This is a genomic window from Muricauda sp. SCSIO 64092, assembly GCF_023016285.1.
Taxonomy (GTDB): domain Bacteria; phylum Bacteroidota; class Bacteroidia; order Flavobacteriales; family Flavobacteriaceae; genus Croceivirga.
Genome location: NZ_CP095413.1, coordinates 1,611,204 through 1,627,793 on the forward strand (window position 1 = coordinate 1,611,204; position 16,590 = coordinate 1,627,793).

The following is a 16,590-nucleotide window of genomic DNA, read 5'->3' on the forward strand; positions in this document are numbered from 1 at the left end:
TTTTATGCCGCCAATGCCTTAAGGGCCGCTACCAAGTAATCAATGTCTTTCTTAGTAATATAAATGGCAAAAGAGAGTCTTAGGGCATTTAAGCCTTTGCTTGACATTGGTCGGCAATCAATGCCATAATGGTCCCAAAGTTGCTCTTTAACGTCTTTTACATCTTGCCCATTGACCTCAACGACCTGGATTGCCCCGGAAAGATCATTTAAGGCAGGGGTTTTAATGGTGAATCTTGAATCCCCTTCCAGCTTTGAACGAAAATACTTTTTCAATTCAAAAGTGCGCTGGTGTATGCGTTCTCTTCCGATGATATGATGAAAATCTATGAAGGCGCCCAGACCAAGAACTTCGGGAAGATTGCGGGTATTGTAATTTTCCAATCGACGTATGCTGGTATCGGTATGGCCCCGGGCTACAATCAGGGGTTTTAGAAAGTCCTGGCTTTCTTTTTTGGCATAAAATATCCCTACCCCTTTTGGTGAGAACAGCCATTTATGGGAACTGGCGGTATAAAAATCGCAGTCCAGATCCCTTACATTCCTGCGGATTGCGCACCATCTACGGCGACCAAAATCCCCTTTTCATGAGCCATTTTTGACACTTGTTTTACGGGAAGTACCATTCCATTGGTGTTCACAATATGGCACATGGAAATGACTTTGGTTTTAGGGGTAATGGCCTTTTCATAGACTTCCACCAAATCCGATACGGTTTTGGGAAGGATCGGCAATTTTGGCCGCACCAATGTAATGCCCTTGGTTTCTTGCCATACTTCCCATGGAATGGTGCCACTTGCATGTTCATGGTCTGCCAATATTACTTCATCGCCAGGGTTAAGATCAAAGCTACGGGCAATCAGGTTCATGCCCTCGGTGGTGTTATGGGTCAGGGCAATCTCTTCAGGGGAAACCGAAAATAGATTTGCGACCTTTCTCCGTACCTCTTCTTTTTCGTCTTCCCAACCGCCCCACATATATTTTGAGGGAAAGCCATCCAAAAGATTTCGAAACGTGTTGGTAGCCTGTTGTATGTGTGTTGACGATGCTCCCAATGAAGCATTGTTGAAATAGTGAAGTCCCTCGGCCAGGTTGAATTGTGACTTTACCAAATCCCAATATGCCTCAGTTTTGTTCTGGGGATTACCCAGTCCAATCGCTTCCCAGGATGTGAGTAAACCGGCTCCAAATAAAGGAGCGGCAAAAGAACCTAAGGTTCCCTGGCCCAATTGCCTCAAAAAGCTTCTTCTGGAAGGGGTTTTCATGCGCTCGTACGTACTATATGGTTTCCCGATAAAGTTACGAAAGCCCGTGAGGTGAGGGAAGCATTATTTAAAAGCAGGGATTCCCGTAATATCCGCCCCAGTGATCAAAAGGTGGATATCGTGTGTTCCCTCATAGGTGATCACACTTTCCAGGTTCATCATATGGCGCATAATACTGTAATCCCCCGTAATTCCCATTCCACCCAAAACTTGCCTGGCTTCCCTGGCTATTTTGATGGCCATGTCCACATTATTGCGTTTGGCCATGGAAATTTGGGCCGTTGTGGCGCGCCCTTCATTTTTTAATTGCCCCAATCGGAAGGCCAATAACTGTGCCTTGGTAATTTCCGTAATCATCTCTGCCAATTTCTTCTGCTGGAGCTGAAAAGCGGCTATGGGCTTTCCAAATTGAACGCGTTCCTTGGCATAGCGCAGGGCCGTATCGTAACAGTCCATGGCCGCTCCAATGGCGCCCCAGGCAATACCGTAACGCGCAGAATCCAAACATCCCAGTGGGGCTCCCAATCCCGACTTATTGGGCAATAGGTTTTCTTTGGGGACTTTTACATCATCAAAAATCAATTCCCCGGTTGCCGAGGCACGAAGGGACCATTTGTTGTGGGTCTCCGGAGTAGAGAAACCTTCCATCCCCCGCTCCACGATCAATCCATGGATCCTACCTTCCTCGTTTTTTGCCCATACCACGGCTACATCGGCAAAGGGCGAATTGGAAATCCATAACTTGGCGCCATTTAAAAGATAGTGGTCCCCCATATCCTTGAACTTGGTTTCCATACCCCCGGGATTGGAACCATGGTTCGGTTCGGTCAAACCAAAACAGCCCATCCATTCCCCCGTGGCCAATTTGGGCAAATACTTTTTACGTTGCGCTTCGGTACCATAAGCAAAAATGGGGTACATCACCAAGGAAGACTGTACCGAGGCCGTGGAGCGTACGCCGCTGTCGCCACGTTCAATTTCCTGCATGATCAGACCATAACTTATTTGATCCAATCCTGCTCCCCCATATGCTTCGGGGATATATGGACCAAAGGCACCTATTTCCGCCAAACCTTGAATGATTTGTTTCGGGAATTCGGCTTTTTGGGCATAGGCTTCAATGATGGGGGATATATCGCGTTTTACCCATTGCCTTGCGGCGTCCCGCACCAATTTGTGCTCTTCAGAAAGTAAATCATCCAAATTGTAGTAATCCGGTGCTTCAAATACGTCTGGCTTCATAAATAGAATTCATTTTGTCATTCCTGCGTGTCACCCTGAGCTCGTCCAAGGGAAGGCAGGAATCGTATTGTTTTTAGTAATGGATTCCGTATCAAGTACGGAATGACAAACCCTAACGTTAGAGTTTTCCAAAGGTAGGAATCAAATATAACAGTTAAAGCCCGCATTGTTACATTTTTAAATAGAAGGCCTTGGTAAGATGGCTATATGCTTCGGTATACGTATGCCTTTTGGTCTCAATGACCAATTCCTTTCGAGAAACCTCTTTTTCAGAAAATGAAAATTGGATAAGGGATCTTTTGATGGGTGCGGTTGGGTTTCCCCTCACCCTTAATACCTTATTTGGGAACAACCCCTTTTCCTTAGCCAAGTCCATTACGTTTTTCTCTTCAGTTTTGGGAATGATCAGGGCGAATTCCCCCGTATCGGAAAGTAGCCTATGCACACCTTCAATAAGAACCCGAAAAGGAAGGGTTTCATTTTGGCGGGCATTATCCCTTGATGGGTTCCCACTGGAAACATTCTCCGTGTAAAACGGGGGATTGGAAAGGATAAGATCGTAGGACTCGTCCATTTCTTCCACAAATTCTTGAAAGGAGGCATGATAACAGAACAGTCGATCCGCCCAGACCGAAGCCTCAAAATTTTCAACGCATTGCTCATAAGCATTGGCATTCAACTCTATGGCATCAATGGTTTCGGCTTGGGACCGTTGGGCCATTTGTAGTGCAAGAAGACCTGTACCCGCCCCAACGTCCAAAATGTTCTTGGGATGGTTTTCCAAAGATGTCCAAGCCCCCAAGAGTACCCCATCCGTACCTACCTTCATGGCGCACCGGTCCTGATGGATGGTAAATTGTTTAAATTTAAAGGGCTTCATTGATCCTGCCGGGTTCCCTGGTTTCCTTTCCTTCCAATTCCAATAACGAATCGCCAAGTCTTGAGCGCATGGTATTGGCGAGCAGTTTAATCTGCTGTACGATATCAGGATGCGCTTCGGCTATATTTTTAGACTCGCTGGGGTCCTTATCCAGATTGTAAAGTTCAATTTCCTCAAGATGTACATAGGTATAATTGCCCGGTTGGCCATCTTTACCAGGTTCCTGCCCCTCCATGGTGCGATAGCGATGTGGAAAGTAAAGCTTCCATTTGCCGTAGCGAACACCAAAAAGTTCATTTACCCGGTAATAAAAGAAATAGGCTTTTTGTGGGCTACGGTCACTTTCCCCCTTCCATAGCTTCCACGCACTCTTGCCATCAATAATCCTTGTGGGAAGGTTTGCCCCAGTTAGTTCCGCTATTGTCGGCAGTATGTCAATGGCCATTAGTGGTTTGTCAATAACTTTTCCGGCTGGCAGACTATCGGGATATTGTATGATGAAAGGCTCGCGTTGTCCCCCTTCCCAGGCCGTGCCCTTACCTTCACGCAGGGGCGAGGCACTGCCCGCATGATTGCCATACGATAGCCAGGGACCATTGTCCGAAGTAAAGATCACAAGGGTATTTTCCTCTACCCCATTATCCTTTAATGCCCCTAAAATTTGACCCACGGACCAATCCAATTCCATAATAACATCACCATATAGTCCTTTTTCGGATTTTCCCTTAAGTTTTTCCGATACAAATAAAGGAACATGGGGTTGCGGATGGGGCACATACAGGAAAAATGGATTGTCCTTGTTTCGGTTGATAAAATCCACACTACGTTCCGTTATTTGGGTCGTCAGTTGGGACTGCTCCGTTAAAGTGTCAATAACCGTCTCATTCTCGTATAGGGGAAGGTTGGGAAAATTAAAGATAGGCCCTTGCTGGGGATGGTAGGGCCACATATCATTGGAATAGGGAATGCCAAACCACTCATCGAAACCGTGACGCGTGGGTAAGAACTTTTTATGGTGCCCAAGGTGCCATTTACCGTATATGGCCGTTCGGTATCCCTTGGCTTTCAGCATTTCGGCCAAAGTGGTCTCCGAATCGTTGATCCCATGGGTGTCATCCGGTCCCAGGGCATTATGGATTCCTATCCTATTGGGGTAGCAACCGGTCAAAAGTGCTGCCCTGGAAGCGGAACAGACCGCCTGCGCCGCATAATAGTGCGTAAATTTCACCCCTTTTGCCGCCATTTGGTCCAAATTGGGCGTACTAAACCCCTTGGCCCCAAAAACACCTACATCGGCATATCCCTGGTCGTCGGTAAAGATGATAACCACATTGGGAGGTCTTTTTTCCTTGGTGGATGTAGTAGGATTTTGTTTTTGCTTACAGGAAAAAAGGAGTATAGCAAGAACAAAAAAGTAGGATTTGGCCATTTTCAACACGATTGATTTCCACAGCATTTCAAGGAAATGAACTGCACGGGAACTAATTTAAGTACAAATCCACCAAACCTTCCGGGGTTTCCACATAAATAATGGCGTTCTTCCTGTCGACCTTCTTGATGATATCATCAGAAACCGGGACCAAAAGCATTTTCCCCTCTTTTTTTACTTCAAACAAAACCTGTGCGGAAGCATCATTTACGGATTCAATACTACCAATATCCCCATGGACCTTGTCCATTAGTTGAAACCCAATGACTTCGTGGTAGTAGAATTGGTTCCCGGATAGTTTGGGAAGCTGGGACAAGGGGAGAAATACCCCTTTCCCCAAAAGCTTTTCCGCTGAGGATTCATCTTGAACATCCTCAAACCGTATCCTTAGCAAACTGGACTTATGCAATTGGCTTTTGACAATAAAAAATGGAACCAAATTTTTGCCCAACTCGACAAAAACTGATTCCATTTCTTCATAAATCTCAGGTTCATCGGTGTCCAGTTTTAGCAACACCTCGCCTTTGAAACTATATTTTGATACGATTTTTCCGAGGTAGAAACACTCCTCCTTTCGCATCTTGCTGTTTATTCTTTAGAAGCTTCTTCTTCGGTGGCCTCGGCCTCGGGAGCTGCTTCCTCTGCTGGGGCTTCCTCCGCTTTAGCTTCTGCAGTCTCCTCAACGGTTGCTTCCGTACCTTCAGCCGCTGCCGCTGCAGGTGCTTCACCTTCGGCTACTTCCTCAACTTCGGGCTCTGGTTGCTGGGCCGCAATACGTTTTTCATTGACCTCTTTTTCAGCCGCTAAAGCTTTGGCCCTGGCATCGGCATCGGCCTTGCTCAAGCCATCCCTTTTTGCCTGGATCTTGGCTTCTTTTTCTTCCAGCCAAGCCGTAAACCTTTTCTCGGCTTCGGCTTCATCAAAAGCGCCTTTTTTAACCCCTTCCAACAAGTGTTTTTTCATCAAAACCCCTTTGTAACTAAGAATGGCACGTGCAGTATCCGTAGGTTGTGCACCATTGTGCAACCATTTTACGGAACCATCAACATCCAAGTTAATGGTAGCAGGATTGGTATTGGGGTTATAGGTGCCCAACTTTTCCAAAAATTTACCATCTCTCTTTGAACGGGAGTCTGCGGCCACTATCCAATAAAATGGTTTTCCTTTTTTACCGTGGCGCTGTAATCGAATTCTAACTGGCATATCACATTAATTTGTAGGGTGCCCGACCCTGATTATTAATTCTTTTTAATTGCCTCCAGCCCGAAAGGTTGAACCGAAAGCGGGTGCAAAAATACGCTTAATCCTTTATGCGACAACATTTTTGCCCTAATTTTTTGGTCTTGACCCTTTAAGAACTTCATCCATAGCAAATAGGGACTTTTGGCCTTTTCCTGGAAATCGGCCCTGGGTTGCCACGCATACCGCATCCCTATTAAAAAAACAATACGAAATCTTAACGCTTTCCATCTTGGAGAGCATCAGAGATTATGACTATATTTCGTAGATGTTTCGTACAAAATCTTTCACTTTTTACCGACAATTGGACAAAATGGATTGTGGTCCTACGTGCTTACGAATGATTGCGAAGCATTATGGCCGATCCCATGCGGTTGACTTCCTAAGGAGAAGGTCCAATATCACACGTGAGGGGGTTTCCATTGGGGGTATTGCCGAGGCAGCTGAAAGTATTGGTTTTCACACCTTGGCCGTAAGTGTGGACTTTAACACTTTGGCGGACGAAGTTCCCCTACCCTGTATTGCGCACTGGCGACAACGACATTTTGTGGTCGTTTACAGAATTGCCCACGATAAGGTTTACGTTGCCGACCCGGCACATGGACTGGTGGATTATCCCAAAAAGGATTTCATTGACGGATGGATAGGTAAAGGTGCGGACGAAAGTTCCGAAGGGTATTTGTTGCTCTTGGAAACGACACCGAGGTTTTACGAATACGGAAACGAGGAGAAAAGGAAATATGGGTTCAAATTTCTTTCGGGGTATTTTAAGCCCTACTCCAAATACATCTTCCAGCTTTTCCTGGGTCTTTTTATCGGGAGTATCCTACAGCTCATATTCCCGTTTTTGACACAGTCAATTGTTGATTACGGGATAAACTATCGTAACATTAATTTTATTTACCTGATCCTGATTGCACAACTGACCTTGTTTGTCTCCCAGACCACTGTTGAGGTCATACGAAGTTGGATCCTGTTGCATGTCACCAGTCGCATCAACATCAACCTAATCTCGGATTTCCTCATAAAACTAATGCGGCTTCCCATTGCATTTTTTGATTCCAAGAACACCGGTGACATCATCCAACGGATCTATGATCATGACAGAATACAGGAGTTTTTCTCCAGCACCACATTGAACACTGTTTTTTCTGCCTTTAATGTGGTGGTATTTGGAGTAGTACTGGCCCATTACGATGGCACCATTTTCGCCATCTTTTTTGTAGGATCCTTGATTTATGTGGGTTGGACATTGCTCTTTTTGAAAAAACGGGCAGAATTGGACTATAAAAGATTTGACCAGGCCGCGGACAACCAAAGTAGCATTTATCAGCTGATTTCAGGGATGCAGGAAATTAAGTTGAATGGCTCCGAAAGACGTAGAAGATGGGAATGGGAGGCCATTCAGGTGAAACTGTTCAAGGTTTCCCTAAAGAGTCTGACCTTAACCCAAACCCAGAACGTAGGGGGACGTTTCTTTAACGAGCTCAAGAATATCTTGATCACTTTTGTTGCGGCCAAAGCGGTAATTGATGGAAATTTAACCTTGGGGATGATGCTATCGGTGCAGTATATCATTGGGCAACTCAACTTGCCGATCAATGACTTTATCACCTTTATCCAGACCGGGCAGGATGCCAAAATAAGCTTGGAACGACTTTCGGAAATACACGGTAAGGACGATGAAGAGGACGAAAGCATGGAGCCCATTAAAGAGCTGCCGGAAAACCGAACGATTCACCTAAGCAAATTGACCTTTCATTATGGAGGAGAAAGCTCGCCCAAAATATTGGATGATATCTCGTTTGCTATTCCCGAAGGAAAGATTACGGCCATCGTAGGGGCAAGTGGTAGTGGAAAAACCACCTTGATCAAACTATTGCTCAAATTCTATGAGCCCACCAGTGGCCATATCCATATAGGAAGAACACAACTAAAAAATCTGGGGACCACCTTCTGGCGAAAAAACTGTGGTTCGGTCATGCAGGATGGTTTTTTGTTTGGTGATACCATTGCCCGGAATATTACGGAATCGGACTCAGAGGGAATCATTGACCGAAAAAGGTTGTTGCATGCCGTGGATGTGGCCAATATCTCGGAATTCATTGAACAATTGCCCTCGGGCTTTAATACCAAGATTGGGGGTTCCGGAGTCAATATCAGCGGTGGACAAAAACAACGTATCCTAATTGCCAGGGCGGTATACAAAAATCCCAATTATATCTTTTTTGATGAAGCCACCAGTGCTTTGGATGCCAACAATGAAAGGACAATTATGGAAAAGCTGGAATCCTTTTATCAAGGGAAGACCGTTGTGGTCGTGGCCCATCGCTTGAGTACCGTAAAAAATGCCGATCAGATCATCGTTTTGGACAAAGGGAAAATAGCGGAACGGGGCAACCACCATGAGTTAACCTCAATAAAGGGACTGTATTATTCGCTGGTAAAAAATCAATTGGAACTCGGTCAATAACATGGAAGAAGGGAAATCACAACATACCAAACTCAATGTACCCGAGGAGCGATCGGACCAGGTAAAGGAAGTTTTGGGCAAAACCCCGAATTGGATGATCAGGTGGGGGACTTCCATGGTCTTTGTCATCGTAGTTTTATTATTGGTGGGATCGGCAGTAATACGTTACAATGATATTATCCCCGCCAACATTGTCATCACCAGTAAAAATCCTCCTGTTTATCTAAAGGCCCGCTCTTCTGGCCGATTGACCAAAGTTTTGGTCCAACCCAATGAAGCCGTTGAAGACGGACATATCCTGGCAGAAATTGAAAATACCGCCAAGTTTGAGGATGTCCTTTATCTAAAGGAACAATTGAACAACCATACGGCAACCTTCCTGGTCCTTGATACCTTAAAAAAAGTATTTCCCTCCACACTCGATCTAGGTGAAATTCAGCTGGCCTATGGGAACTTCCTTACGGCTTATCAGAACTTTGTTCTGTATAACACGTTAGCCCCCAATAGTAAAGAATCCGTGTTGATACAAAGGCAATTGCGGGAGCAACAGCAGTTTCTTAAAAACCAAAATAGGCAGTTGCAATTGTTCAAAGAAGATTTGGCACTGTCCAAAACCAATTTTGAACGCAACAGGGAATTGTATGACAGGGGTGTTATCTCCAAAGCGGAATATGAGGAAGCTTCCCGTGCCTATTTGGCGGACCAACAACAATATGAAGGTTTCCTGACCAATATTTCCAATACCCAGATAGCCATTGCCAATTTCAACAATTTGCTCACCAAGACCAACATCCAGGGAACCGAATTTGAAAACACCTACAACCAGGAACTGGAAAACGCGGAGCAAAATCTTTTGACGTCCCTAAATTCTTGGGAACAACAGTATATCATTAGCAGTCCCATAAACGGCACCGTCACCGTATTTGACATTTGGGACCAATACCAAAATATAGAACTGGGGGAAACGCTGTTTACCATAGTGCCAAAGGATATGGATGGCATTATTGGACGGGTCACCCTGCCCATACGCAATTCAGGGAAGGTGAAGGCCGGTCAAAAGGTCATTATAAAATTGGACAATTACCCCTTTGAGGAATGGGGAAGCCTTATGGGCGAAATCGAGAACATTTCCGAGGTTCCCAAACAAGGGGAAGAAACATTTTACACCCTCTATATTGGCGTAAGGGAGTTAACCACCTCTTTTGGTAAGACCATAACCTTTAAACAGGAAATGCAGGGAACCGCAGAAATTGTAGTGGAGGAATTGACCGTACTGCAACGCATCTTTTATGAATTGCGAAAGGTTTTTGATCGGGCGTAAGGATAATCTTATGCGAAGCGTTCCAAAAAAAGGCCCTGTTGGGGGGGGGTTATGCATGAAAAGAATCCGATTTAACGGTCACAAAAACAGCGAGGTCCATAGCAATGGCCACCTTTGTTATCGCAATCAATCCATTGGACATTTTGAACAAATCAGGGCAATCCCCTTTTCCAATAACTTTTGAATTGTACCAACGGGAAAATCGTATGATTTTCAACCCCCTGTCACACCTCCTCCAGGGGTGGTTAATAACTCCTCAAAACTCGATTTCATGGACAACCAGGGTTTAGGTATTTTTATTCCTTCCAATTTACTTCTATGTACCTCATCTTTGATACCGAAACCACAGGACTGCCCAAACGTTATGATGCGCCCATAACCGATACGGACAACTGGCCACGCTGTGTTCAGATTTCCTGGCAATTGCACGATGCCATGGGAAATCTGGTGGATCATCAAGATTACCTGGTACAACCGGACGGGTTCAATATTCCTTATGAATCCGAACAAATCCACGGAATTTCAACGGCGCTGGCCGAACAGGAAGGGGTACCCTTGCAGACGGTCTTGGAAAAGTTCAATGAAGTCCTTTCCAAGGCAAAATTTGTGGTAGGTCAAAATGTGGATTTTGACATTAATGTCATGGGATGTGAGTTTTATCGGTCGGATGTTGAAAATCCATTGCAGGAATTACCGGTCCTGGATACCTGTACCGAGCATACAGCTGAACTCTGTAAAATTCCCGGCGGCCGTGGAGGGAAATTCAAATTACCCACCTTAACGGAGCTTCACGAATTTCTTTTTGGGGAACCTTTTGCCGAAGCGCACAATGCTACTGCTGACGTGGAAGCGACCACACGATGTTTCTTTGAATTGGTTCGCAAACAGCAGTTTACCCAAGAACAGTTGGATGTACAACCCGATTATTTTGAGCGGTTTTTAAAGGCGAATCCAACGCCCATAGAGCTTATCGGATTAAAGCACATCAACTTAAGGGAAGCGTCCAAAAAAATAGCCGATGCCCTTTGGGAAAAAGATACGGGGGGCGCTTCACAAATTGATCTCCAACAAAACATCAAGGACCTGGCGGAGGTCGACTTTGCGCACCTTCACAACCATTCCCAATTTTCGGTGTTACAGTCCACCATGGGTACCAGGGATTTGGTAAAATTGGCCGCAGAACACCAAATGCCAGCCGTGGCGCTTACCGATCACGGAAATATGATGGGCGCCTTTCATTTTGTCAAAGAGGTCAAAGCACACAACAAATCCATAAAACAACAAAACGAAGAAGCCATTGCCAATGGTGAAGAACCAACGGGCACCGAAATAAAACCCATCATCGGTTGTGAGTTTTTTGTTTGTGAAGACCATAGCAATAAATCGGTCAAGGACAACGGCTACCAAATTGTGCTGTTGGCCAAAAACAAAAACGGCTATCGGAACCTGGCCAAAATGGCCTCTTTGGCCTATACCGATGGATTTTACTATGTACCAAGGATTGACAAAGGCATCATTAGTGCGTTTAAGGAAGATATCATTGCCCTTTCCGGCAATTTGTATGGAGAGGTACCTTCCAAAATCTTAAATATTGGCGAAAAACAAGCAGAGGAAGCCCTACTTTGGTGGAAAGGTGAGTTTGGGGAAGATTTCTATCTGGAAACCATGCGCCACGGACAGGAAGATGAGGACAGGGTGAATCAAGTGCTGATCCGCTTTTCCCGCAAGCACGAAGTGAAGTTGGTGGCTACCAACAATACCTATTATGGCAACAAAGAGGATGCGGAGGCCCATGACATCCTGCTGTGCGTTAAGGATGGGGAATTGGTAAATACCCCGATTGGACGGGGTCGTGGCTATCGCTATGGGCTGCCCAATCAGGAATACTATTTCAAGTCTTCCCAGGAAATGAAGGAATTGTTCAAGGACCTTCCCGAAGCGATTACCAACATTCAGCACATTATCGATAAGGTGGAAGGCTACGATCTGGCCCGCGATGTCCTGTTGCCCAAATTTGAAATCCCTGTGGAATTTCAGGTGGCCGAAGATGTGGAAGATGGTGGCAAACGCGGTGAAAATGCCTATCTCCGTCACATCACCTATGAAGGGGCCAAAGAACGGTATGGAACGATCACTCTAGAAATTGAGGAACGTATTGATTTTGAATTGGCCACTATTGAAAATTCCGGTTATCCCGGCTACTTTTTAATTGTGGAGGATTTTATCCGAGAGGCCAGGAATATGGGGGTCTCCGTGGGTCCAGGACGTGGTTCCGCCGCAGGCTCCGTGGTGGCCTATTGTTTAAAGATCACCAATATAGACCCTATTGTATACGACCTGCTTTTTGAGCGGTTCCTAAATCCGGATAGGGTTTCTATGCCCGATATTGATATAGATTTTGATGATGAGGGCCGCGGAAAGGTCATGGACTATGTCATCAATAAATACGGTTCCAATCAGGTGGCACAAATCATTACCTACGGGACCATGGCGGCCAAATCATCCATTAGGGATACGGCACGGGTACTGGATTTGCCTTTGGGTGATGCAGATCGTATCGCCAAATTGATACCCACCATGGGAAAACTGGGCAAAATCTTTGGTAAGGATGAAGCTGAATTGAAGAAAAAGTTCCGTTCCGATGATATGCTCAAGATCAACCAACTGCTCAACATCGCCGAAACGGATGATCTGGAAGGTCGAACCGTGAATATGGCCCGCGTATTGGAAGGCTCGGTACGCAATACGGGTATCCACGCCTGTGGGGTAATCATTACCCCGGATGACATTACCAATTTTGTGCCCGTGGCCACAGCAAAGGACTCTGAACTTTATGTGACCCAATTTGACAACTCCGTTGTGGAGGATGCCGGCTTGTTAAAAATGGATTTCCTCGGCTTAAAGACCCTGACACTTATCAAGGATACGGTAAAAATTGTGAAGGCACGAACGGGAGTGGAACTGGTTCCCGATGAGTTTCCGTTGGATGATGAAAAAACCTATGCGCTTTTCCAGCGAGGGGAAACCGTGGGCATATTCCAGTATGAATCCCCTGGAATGCAAAAACACATGAAAAGCTTAAAACCTACGGTTTTTGATGACCTTATTGCCATGAATGCCCTGTACCGACCGGGACCCATGGAATATATTCCCAGTTTTATTGCCCGAAAACATGGGGACGAGGAAATCAGCTATGACCTCCCCGAAATGGAGGAGTTTTTAAAGGATACCTATGGGATTACGGTTTATCAGGAACAGGTCATGCGGCTGTCGCAAAAGCTGGCGGGCTTCTCCAAAGGCGATGCCGATGTTTTACGAAAGGCCATGGGGAAAAAGATTTTTGCACTCCTACAGAAGTTAAGGCCCCAATTCTTGGATGGTGGGGAGAAAAATGGACATCCCCGGGAGATTCTTGAAAAAATCTGGAAAGACTGGGAGGCCTTTGCTTCCTATGCCTTCAATAAAAGCCACTCTACCTGTTATGCCTATATCGCCTACCAAACCGCCTATCTAAAGGCGCACTACCCTTCCGAATATATGGCGGCGGTACTTTCCAACAATATGAACGACATTAAACAGGTGACCTTTTTTATGGAAGAGTGCAAACGGATGGACTTGGATGTATTGGGACCGGATGTCAATGAATCCTACTACAAATTTGCGGTCAATAAAGACAATGCCGTTCGGTTTGGGATGGGGGCCATTAAAGGTGTTGGGCGTTCCGCGGTGGAGGCCATTGTAGCCGAACGAAAGGAAAATGGGGCGTTCCGTTCCGTTTTTGATATGGCCAAACGAATTGATTTACGCTCAGCAAATAAAAAAGCCTTTGAAAATTTGGCCCTTGCCGGAGGGTTCGATTCCTTTTTAGGGACACATAGGGCACAGTATTTCCATCAAGAAGGGGATGGCATCAGTTTTTTGGAGAAGGTCATCAAGTATGGGGCGAAATTTCAGGAAAACAAGAATTCCTCCCAGGTAAGCCTTTTTGGGGAAGCCAGTGAAGTTCAAATTCCCGAACCCATTGTACCACCGTGCGAGGATTGGGGTACCATGGAAAAACTACGACGTGAAAAAGAGGTGGTCGGAATTTACATCTCCGGTCATCCCCTGGATGATTTCAAAAAGGAAATTACGGCCTTTTGCAACACCAGTATTTCCATCTTCAAAGAAGAATTGGAAGGCCATGTCAATAGGGAATTGACCTTTGCCGGGGTAATTACCGATGTGCAACACCGGGTTTCCAAAAATGGAAAGGGCTGGGGACTCTTTACCGTTGAGGACTATACGGATACCCATGAGTTTCGGATTTTTGGGGAGGAATACCTCAAATTCCGTCATTTTTTAATGATCAACTCCTTTATCCATATCAAGGTATTTGTACGGGAAGGATGGGTGAACCGTGAAACCGGAAAAAAGGGGGAACCGCGTTTACAGTTTAATGAGTTCAGGCAACTTCAGGATGTCATGGAAACCTATGCCAAAAAACTGACCATCAAACTCAATGTATCCACACTTCAGGAAAAACGGATCAGGGAACTCAAAAAAACGCTTACCTCCCATAAGGGCAATCATCCTATTGGTTTCATTATTTATGAGATGGAGGAAGAGATAAAGTTGAACCTGTCCAGCCGAAAGCAAAAAGTGAATATATCGAGTGAATTGTTGAGCACACTTGAAGCCCAGGAAGTGCTGTATAAGTTGAATTAAACCCTTTAATGGATGCGCGTAGGAATAAATCAATTGCCTGTAAAAGTGTGAACACATTCCACTGACATATATCCCTAATAATCAAAGGCCAAACTATAGAATGAGGAAATAGTTGTATAGACAAAAGAAATGTAGGGCGTGTAAGGAAAGCGAAAGATATTTGTCTAACTTTGCGAACAATAAATTTTGAACAAATGGCACTAGAAATAACAGATGCAACTTTTGATGAAGTAGTTTTAAAAAGCGATAAGCCTGTAATGGTGGATTTTTGGGCAGCATGGTGCGGTCCTTGTCGCATGGTAGGCCCAATCATTGAAGAAGTAAGTCAGGAATATGATGGTAAGGCCGTTGTAGGTAAAGTGGATGTAGATGCCAACCAGCAGTTCGCCGCCAAATATGGTGTACGGAACATCCCCACCGTATTGGTATTTAAAGGTGGTGAGATTGTAAGCCGTCAAGTTGGGGTATCTCCCAAAAAAGCGTACACGGATGCCATTGATGGGGCATTGAATTAAGTTATAACAATAAGATTTAGGAAAGGTCTGGTGATTGCCAGGCCTTTTTTTTATCTTAGATACCCATGGATGTAAAGTCGGAACTTCAAAATGCACAACTGTTCCAGAACCTGGAACTCCTTGCCGGTCAGGTAGTGGAAGGCTTTATAAGCGGTATCCATAAAAGTCCGTTCCATGGCTTTTCCGCGGAATTTGCGGAACATAAAATCTACAATACAGGGGAAAGTACCAAACATATTGATTGGAAGCTTTTTGCCCGTACCGATAAACTCTACACCAAACGCTACGAAGAGGAAACCAATCTCCGTTGCCATATGATCCTCGACAATTCCGCTTCCATGTACTATCCGGAAGTAAGGAATCTTAAGCTGGGCAATTTGAACAAAATTGGTTTTGGGGTATTGGCCATTGCGGCCCTCATGAACCTATTGAAAAAACAAAGGGATGCCGTGGGCTTGAGCGTTTATGCCGATACCTATAGCTTTTATGCCCCGGAAAAAAGTAGTGAGCGCCATTTTCAGATGTTGTTGTCCCAGCTCAATCGATTGGTTCGGGAAAAAACGGACGAAAAACGGACCAGGACTTACCAATTTCTACATCATATTGCCGAAAAGATACATCGCAGGAGCTTGATTTTCGTTTTCTCGGATATGTTTCAGACCGAAGTTGAGGAAGAAAAACTTTTTGAAGCCTTACGCCATTTAAAGTATAACAAGCATGAAATTGTGCTCTTCCATTTGTTGGATAAGGGACTGGAACAACAGTTTGATTTTGACAATTCCCCCAGACGTTTTATTGATGTGGAAACCGGACAGCATATTGATCTGCATGCCGAAAACATTCGGGAGGGTTACAGAAAAGGAATAGAGGACTATGTACAGGCCCTAAAACTAAAGTGCATGCAGTATAAAATCCGCTATGTTGGGGTAGATATCCGTTCCAATTTCTCCACGGTTTTGAATACTTTTTTGGTGGAACGGCAAAAATTTGTGTGAAGGGAAAAAAGTTTTGTCCAAACCGAAAGATGTAGGTATATTTGCCCTCGCTTAACTCAAAGCACGGTAACAAGATTTGAATCCCGCTGTTGCAGGAGTCTTCTTAAAGATAAAATCCTTGGTCTGGTAGTTCAGTTGGTTAGAATACCTGCCTGTCACGCAGGGGGTCGCGGGTTCGAGTCCCGTCCAGACCGCAACGAAGTAAAACCCTTCACGTAAGTGAGGGGTTTTTTAGTTTCGAAATACAAAAGCTGGCTTTTGGAAGTTGAGAAACTAAAAAATACATACCAACGAAGTTGGTAAAGGGGTTTGGATTGTTGCAGGGCCACCCCTTGGGCCGACACCGAGCCCGAGGCGAGGTGGCAATCCCGTACAGACCGCCAACAAAAAATTTAGCTTTGTGCAAAGTTTTGGTAGTAGACCTTGTTATTGGACATTCTTGACCCGCGGATAATTTATCCACCTTACCCCAAGTAAGCTATTTTTCCAAAATCCCAGAAAAACCCTGTTACATCCCAATTTTAA

At 45.0% G+C, this 16,590-nt stretch carries 10 protein-coding genes, 1 tRNA gene and 1 pseudogene; 6 read left to right on the forward strand and 6 right to left on the reverse strand.

Going from position 1 to position 16,590, the window contains the following annotated elements; translation table 11 throughout:
- Positions 1-2: 2 nt before the first annotated feature.
- The 6 genes and pseudogenes from L0P88_RS06760 to L0P88_RS06785 all read right to left on the reverse strand — a co-directional run bounded on the left by L0P88_RS06760 (position 3) and on the right by L0P88_RS06785 (position 6,018).
- A pseudogene (locus L0P88_RS06760) lies at positions 3-1,264 on the reverse strand (aminotransferase class V-fold PLP-dependent enzyme).
- 63 nt (positions 1,265-1,327) lie between these two features.
- Entirely contained in the window at positions 1,328-2,506 is a 1,179-nt protein-coding gene (locus tag L0P88_RS06765; RefSeq protein ID WP_247133843.1) for an acyl-CoA dehydrogenase family protein, read from the reverse strand.
- A gap of 169 nt (positions 2,507-2,675) precedes the next feature.
- A complete protein-coding gene (locus L0P88_RS06770) occupies positions 2,676-3,386 on the reverse strand; it encodes a tRNA1(Val) (adenine(37)-N6)-methyltransferase (RefSeq protein ID WP_247133844.1) in 711 nt (236 codons plus the stop codon).
- Complete coding sequence (locus L0P88_RS06775) at positions 3,373-4,815, reverse strand: sulfatase (RefSeq protein ID WP_247133845.1); 1,443 nt, start codon at positions 4,813-4,815, stop codon at positions 3,373-3,375. Before L0P88_RS06775 ends, L0P88_RS06770 begins: the two co-directional genes overlap by 14 nt.
- Before the next feature lie 52 nt (positions 4,816-4,867).
- Positions 4,868-5,395, reverse strand: coding sequence for a ribosome maturation factor RimM (gene rimM, locus L0P88_RS06780; protein ID WP_247133846.1), 528 nt, complete (start codon positions 5,393-5,395; stop codon positions 4,868-4,870).
- Between the two features lie 8 nt (positions 5,396-5,403).
- Complete coding sequence (locus tag L0P88_RS06785; protein ID WP_247133847.1) at positions 5,404-6,018, reverse strand: 30S ribosomal protein S16; 615 nt, start codon at positions 6,016-6,018, stop codon at positions 5,404-5,406.
- 304 nt (positions 6,019-6,322) lie between these two features.
- On the opposite strand from L0P88_RS06785, the gene L0P88_RS06790 reads away from it, so the two are divergent.
- From L0P88_RS06790 to L0P88_RS06815, 6 genes are all read left to right on the forward strand, one after another.
- Entirely contained in the window at positions 6,323-8,527 is a 2,205-nt protein-coding gene (locus L0P88_RS06790) for a peptidase domain-containing ABC transporter (protein ID WP_247133848.1), read from the forward strand.
- 1 nt (position 8,528) lies between these two features.
- Positions 8,529-9,848 carry an HlyD family secretion protein gene (locus L0P88_RS06795; RefSeq protein ID WP_247133849.1) on the forward strand — a complete coding sequence of 440 codons (1,320 nt, stop codon included), beginning with the start codon at positions 8,529-8,531 and terminating at the stop codon, positions 9,846-9,848.
- A 318-nt stretch (positions 9,849-10,166) separates the two neighbouring features.
- A complete protein-coding gene (dnaE, locus tag L0P88_RS06800) occupies positions 10,167-14,555 on the forward strand; it encodes a DNA polymerase III subunit alpha (protein WP_247133850.1) in 4,389 nt (1,462 codons plus the stop codon).
- A gap of 194 nt (positions 14,556-14,749) precedes the next feature.
- Positions 14,750-15,070 (forward strand): thioredoxin, encoded by a 321-nt coding sequence (gene trxA / locus L0P88_RS06805; protein ID WP_158776575.1) that lies wholly within the window; start codon positions 14,750-14,752, stop codon positions 15,068-15,070.
- A gap of 65 nt (positions 15,071-15,135) precedes the next feature.
- Positions 15,136-16,065 carry a DUF58 domain-containing protein gene (locus tag L0P88_RS06810; protein WP_247133851.1) on the forward strand — a complete coding sequence of 310 codons (930 nt, stop codon included), beginning with the start codon at positions 15,136-15,138 and terminating at the stop codon, positions 16,063-16,065.
- Between the two features lie 120 nt (positions 16,066-16,185).
- Positions 16,186-16,259 (forward strand) — tRNA-Asp (locus tag L0P88_RS06815).
- Positions 16,260-16,590 lie beyond the last annotated feature (331 nt).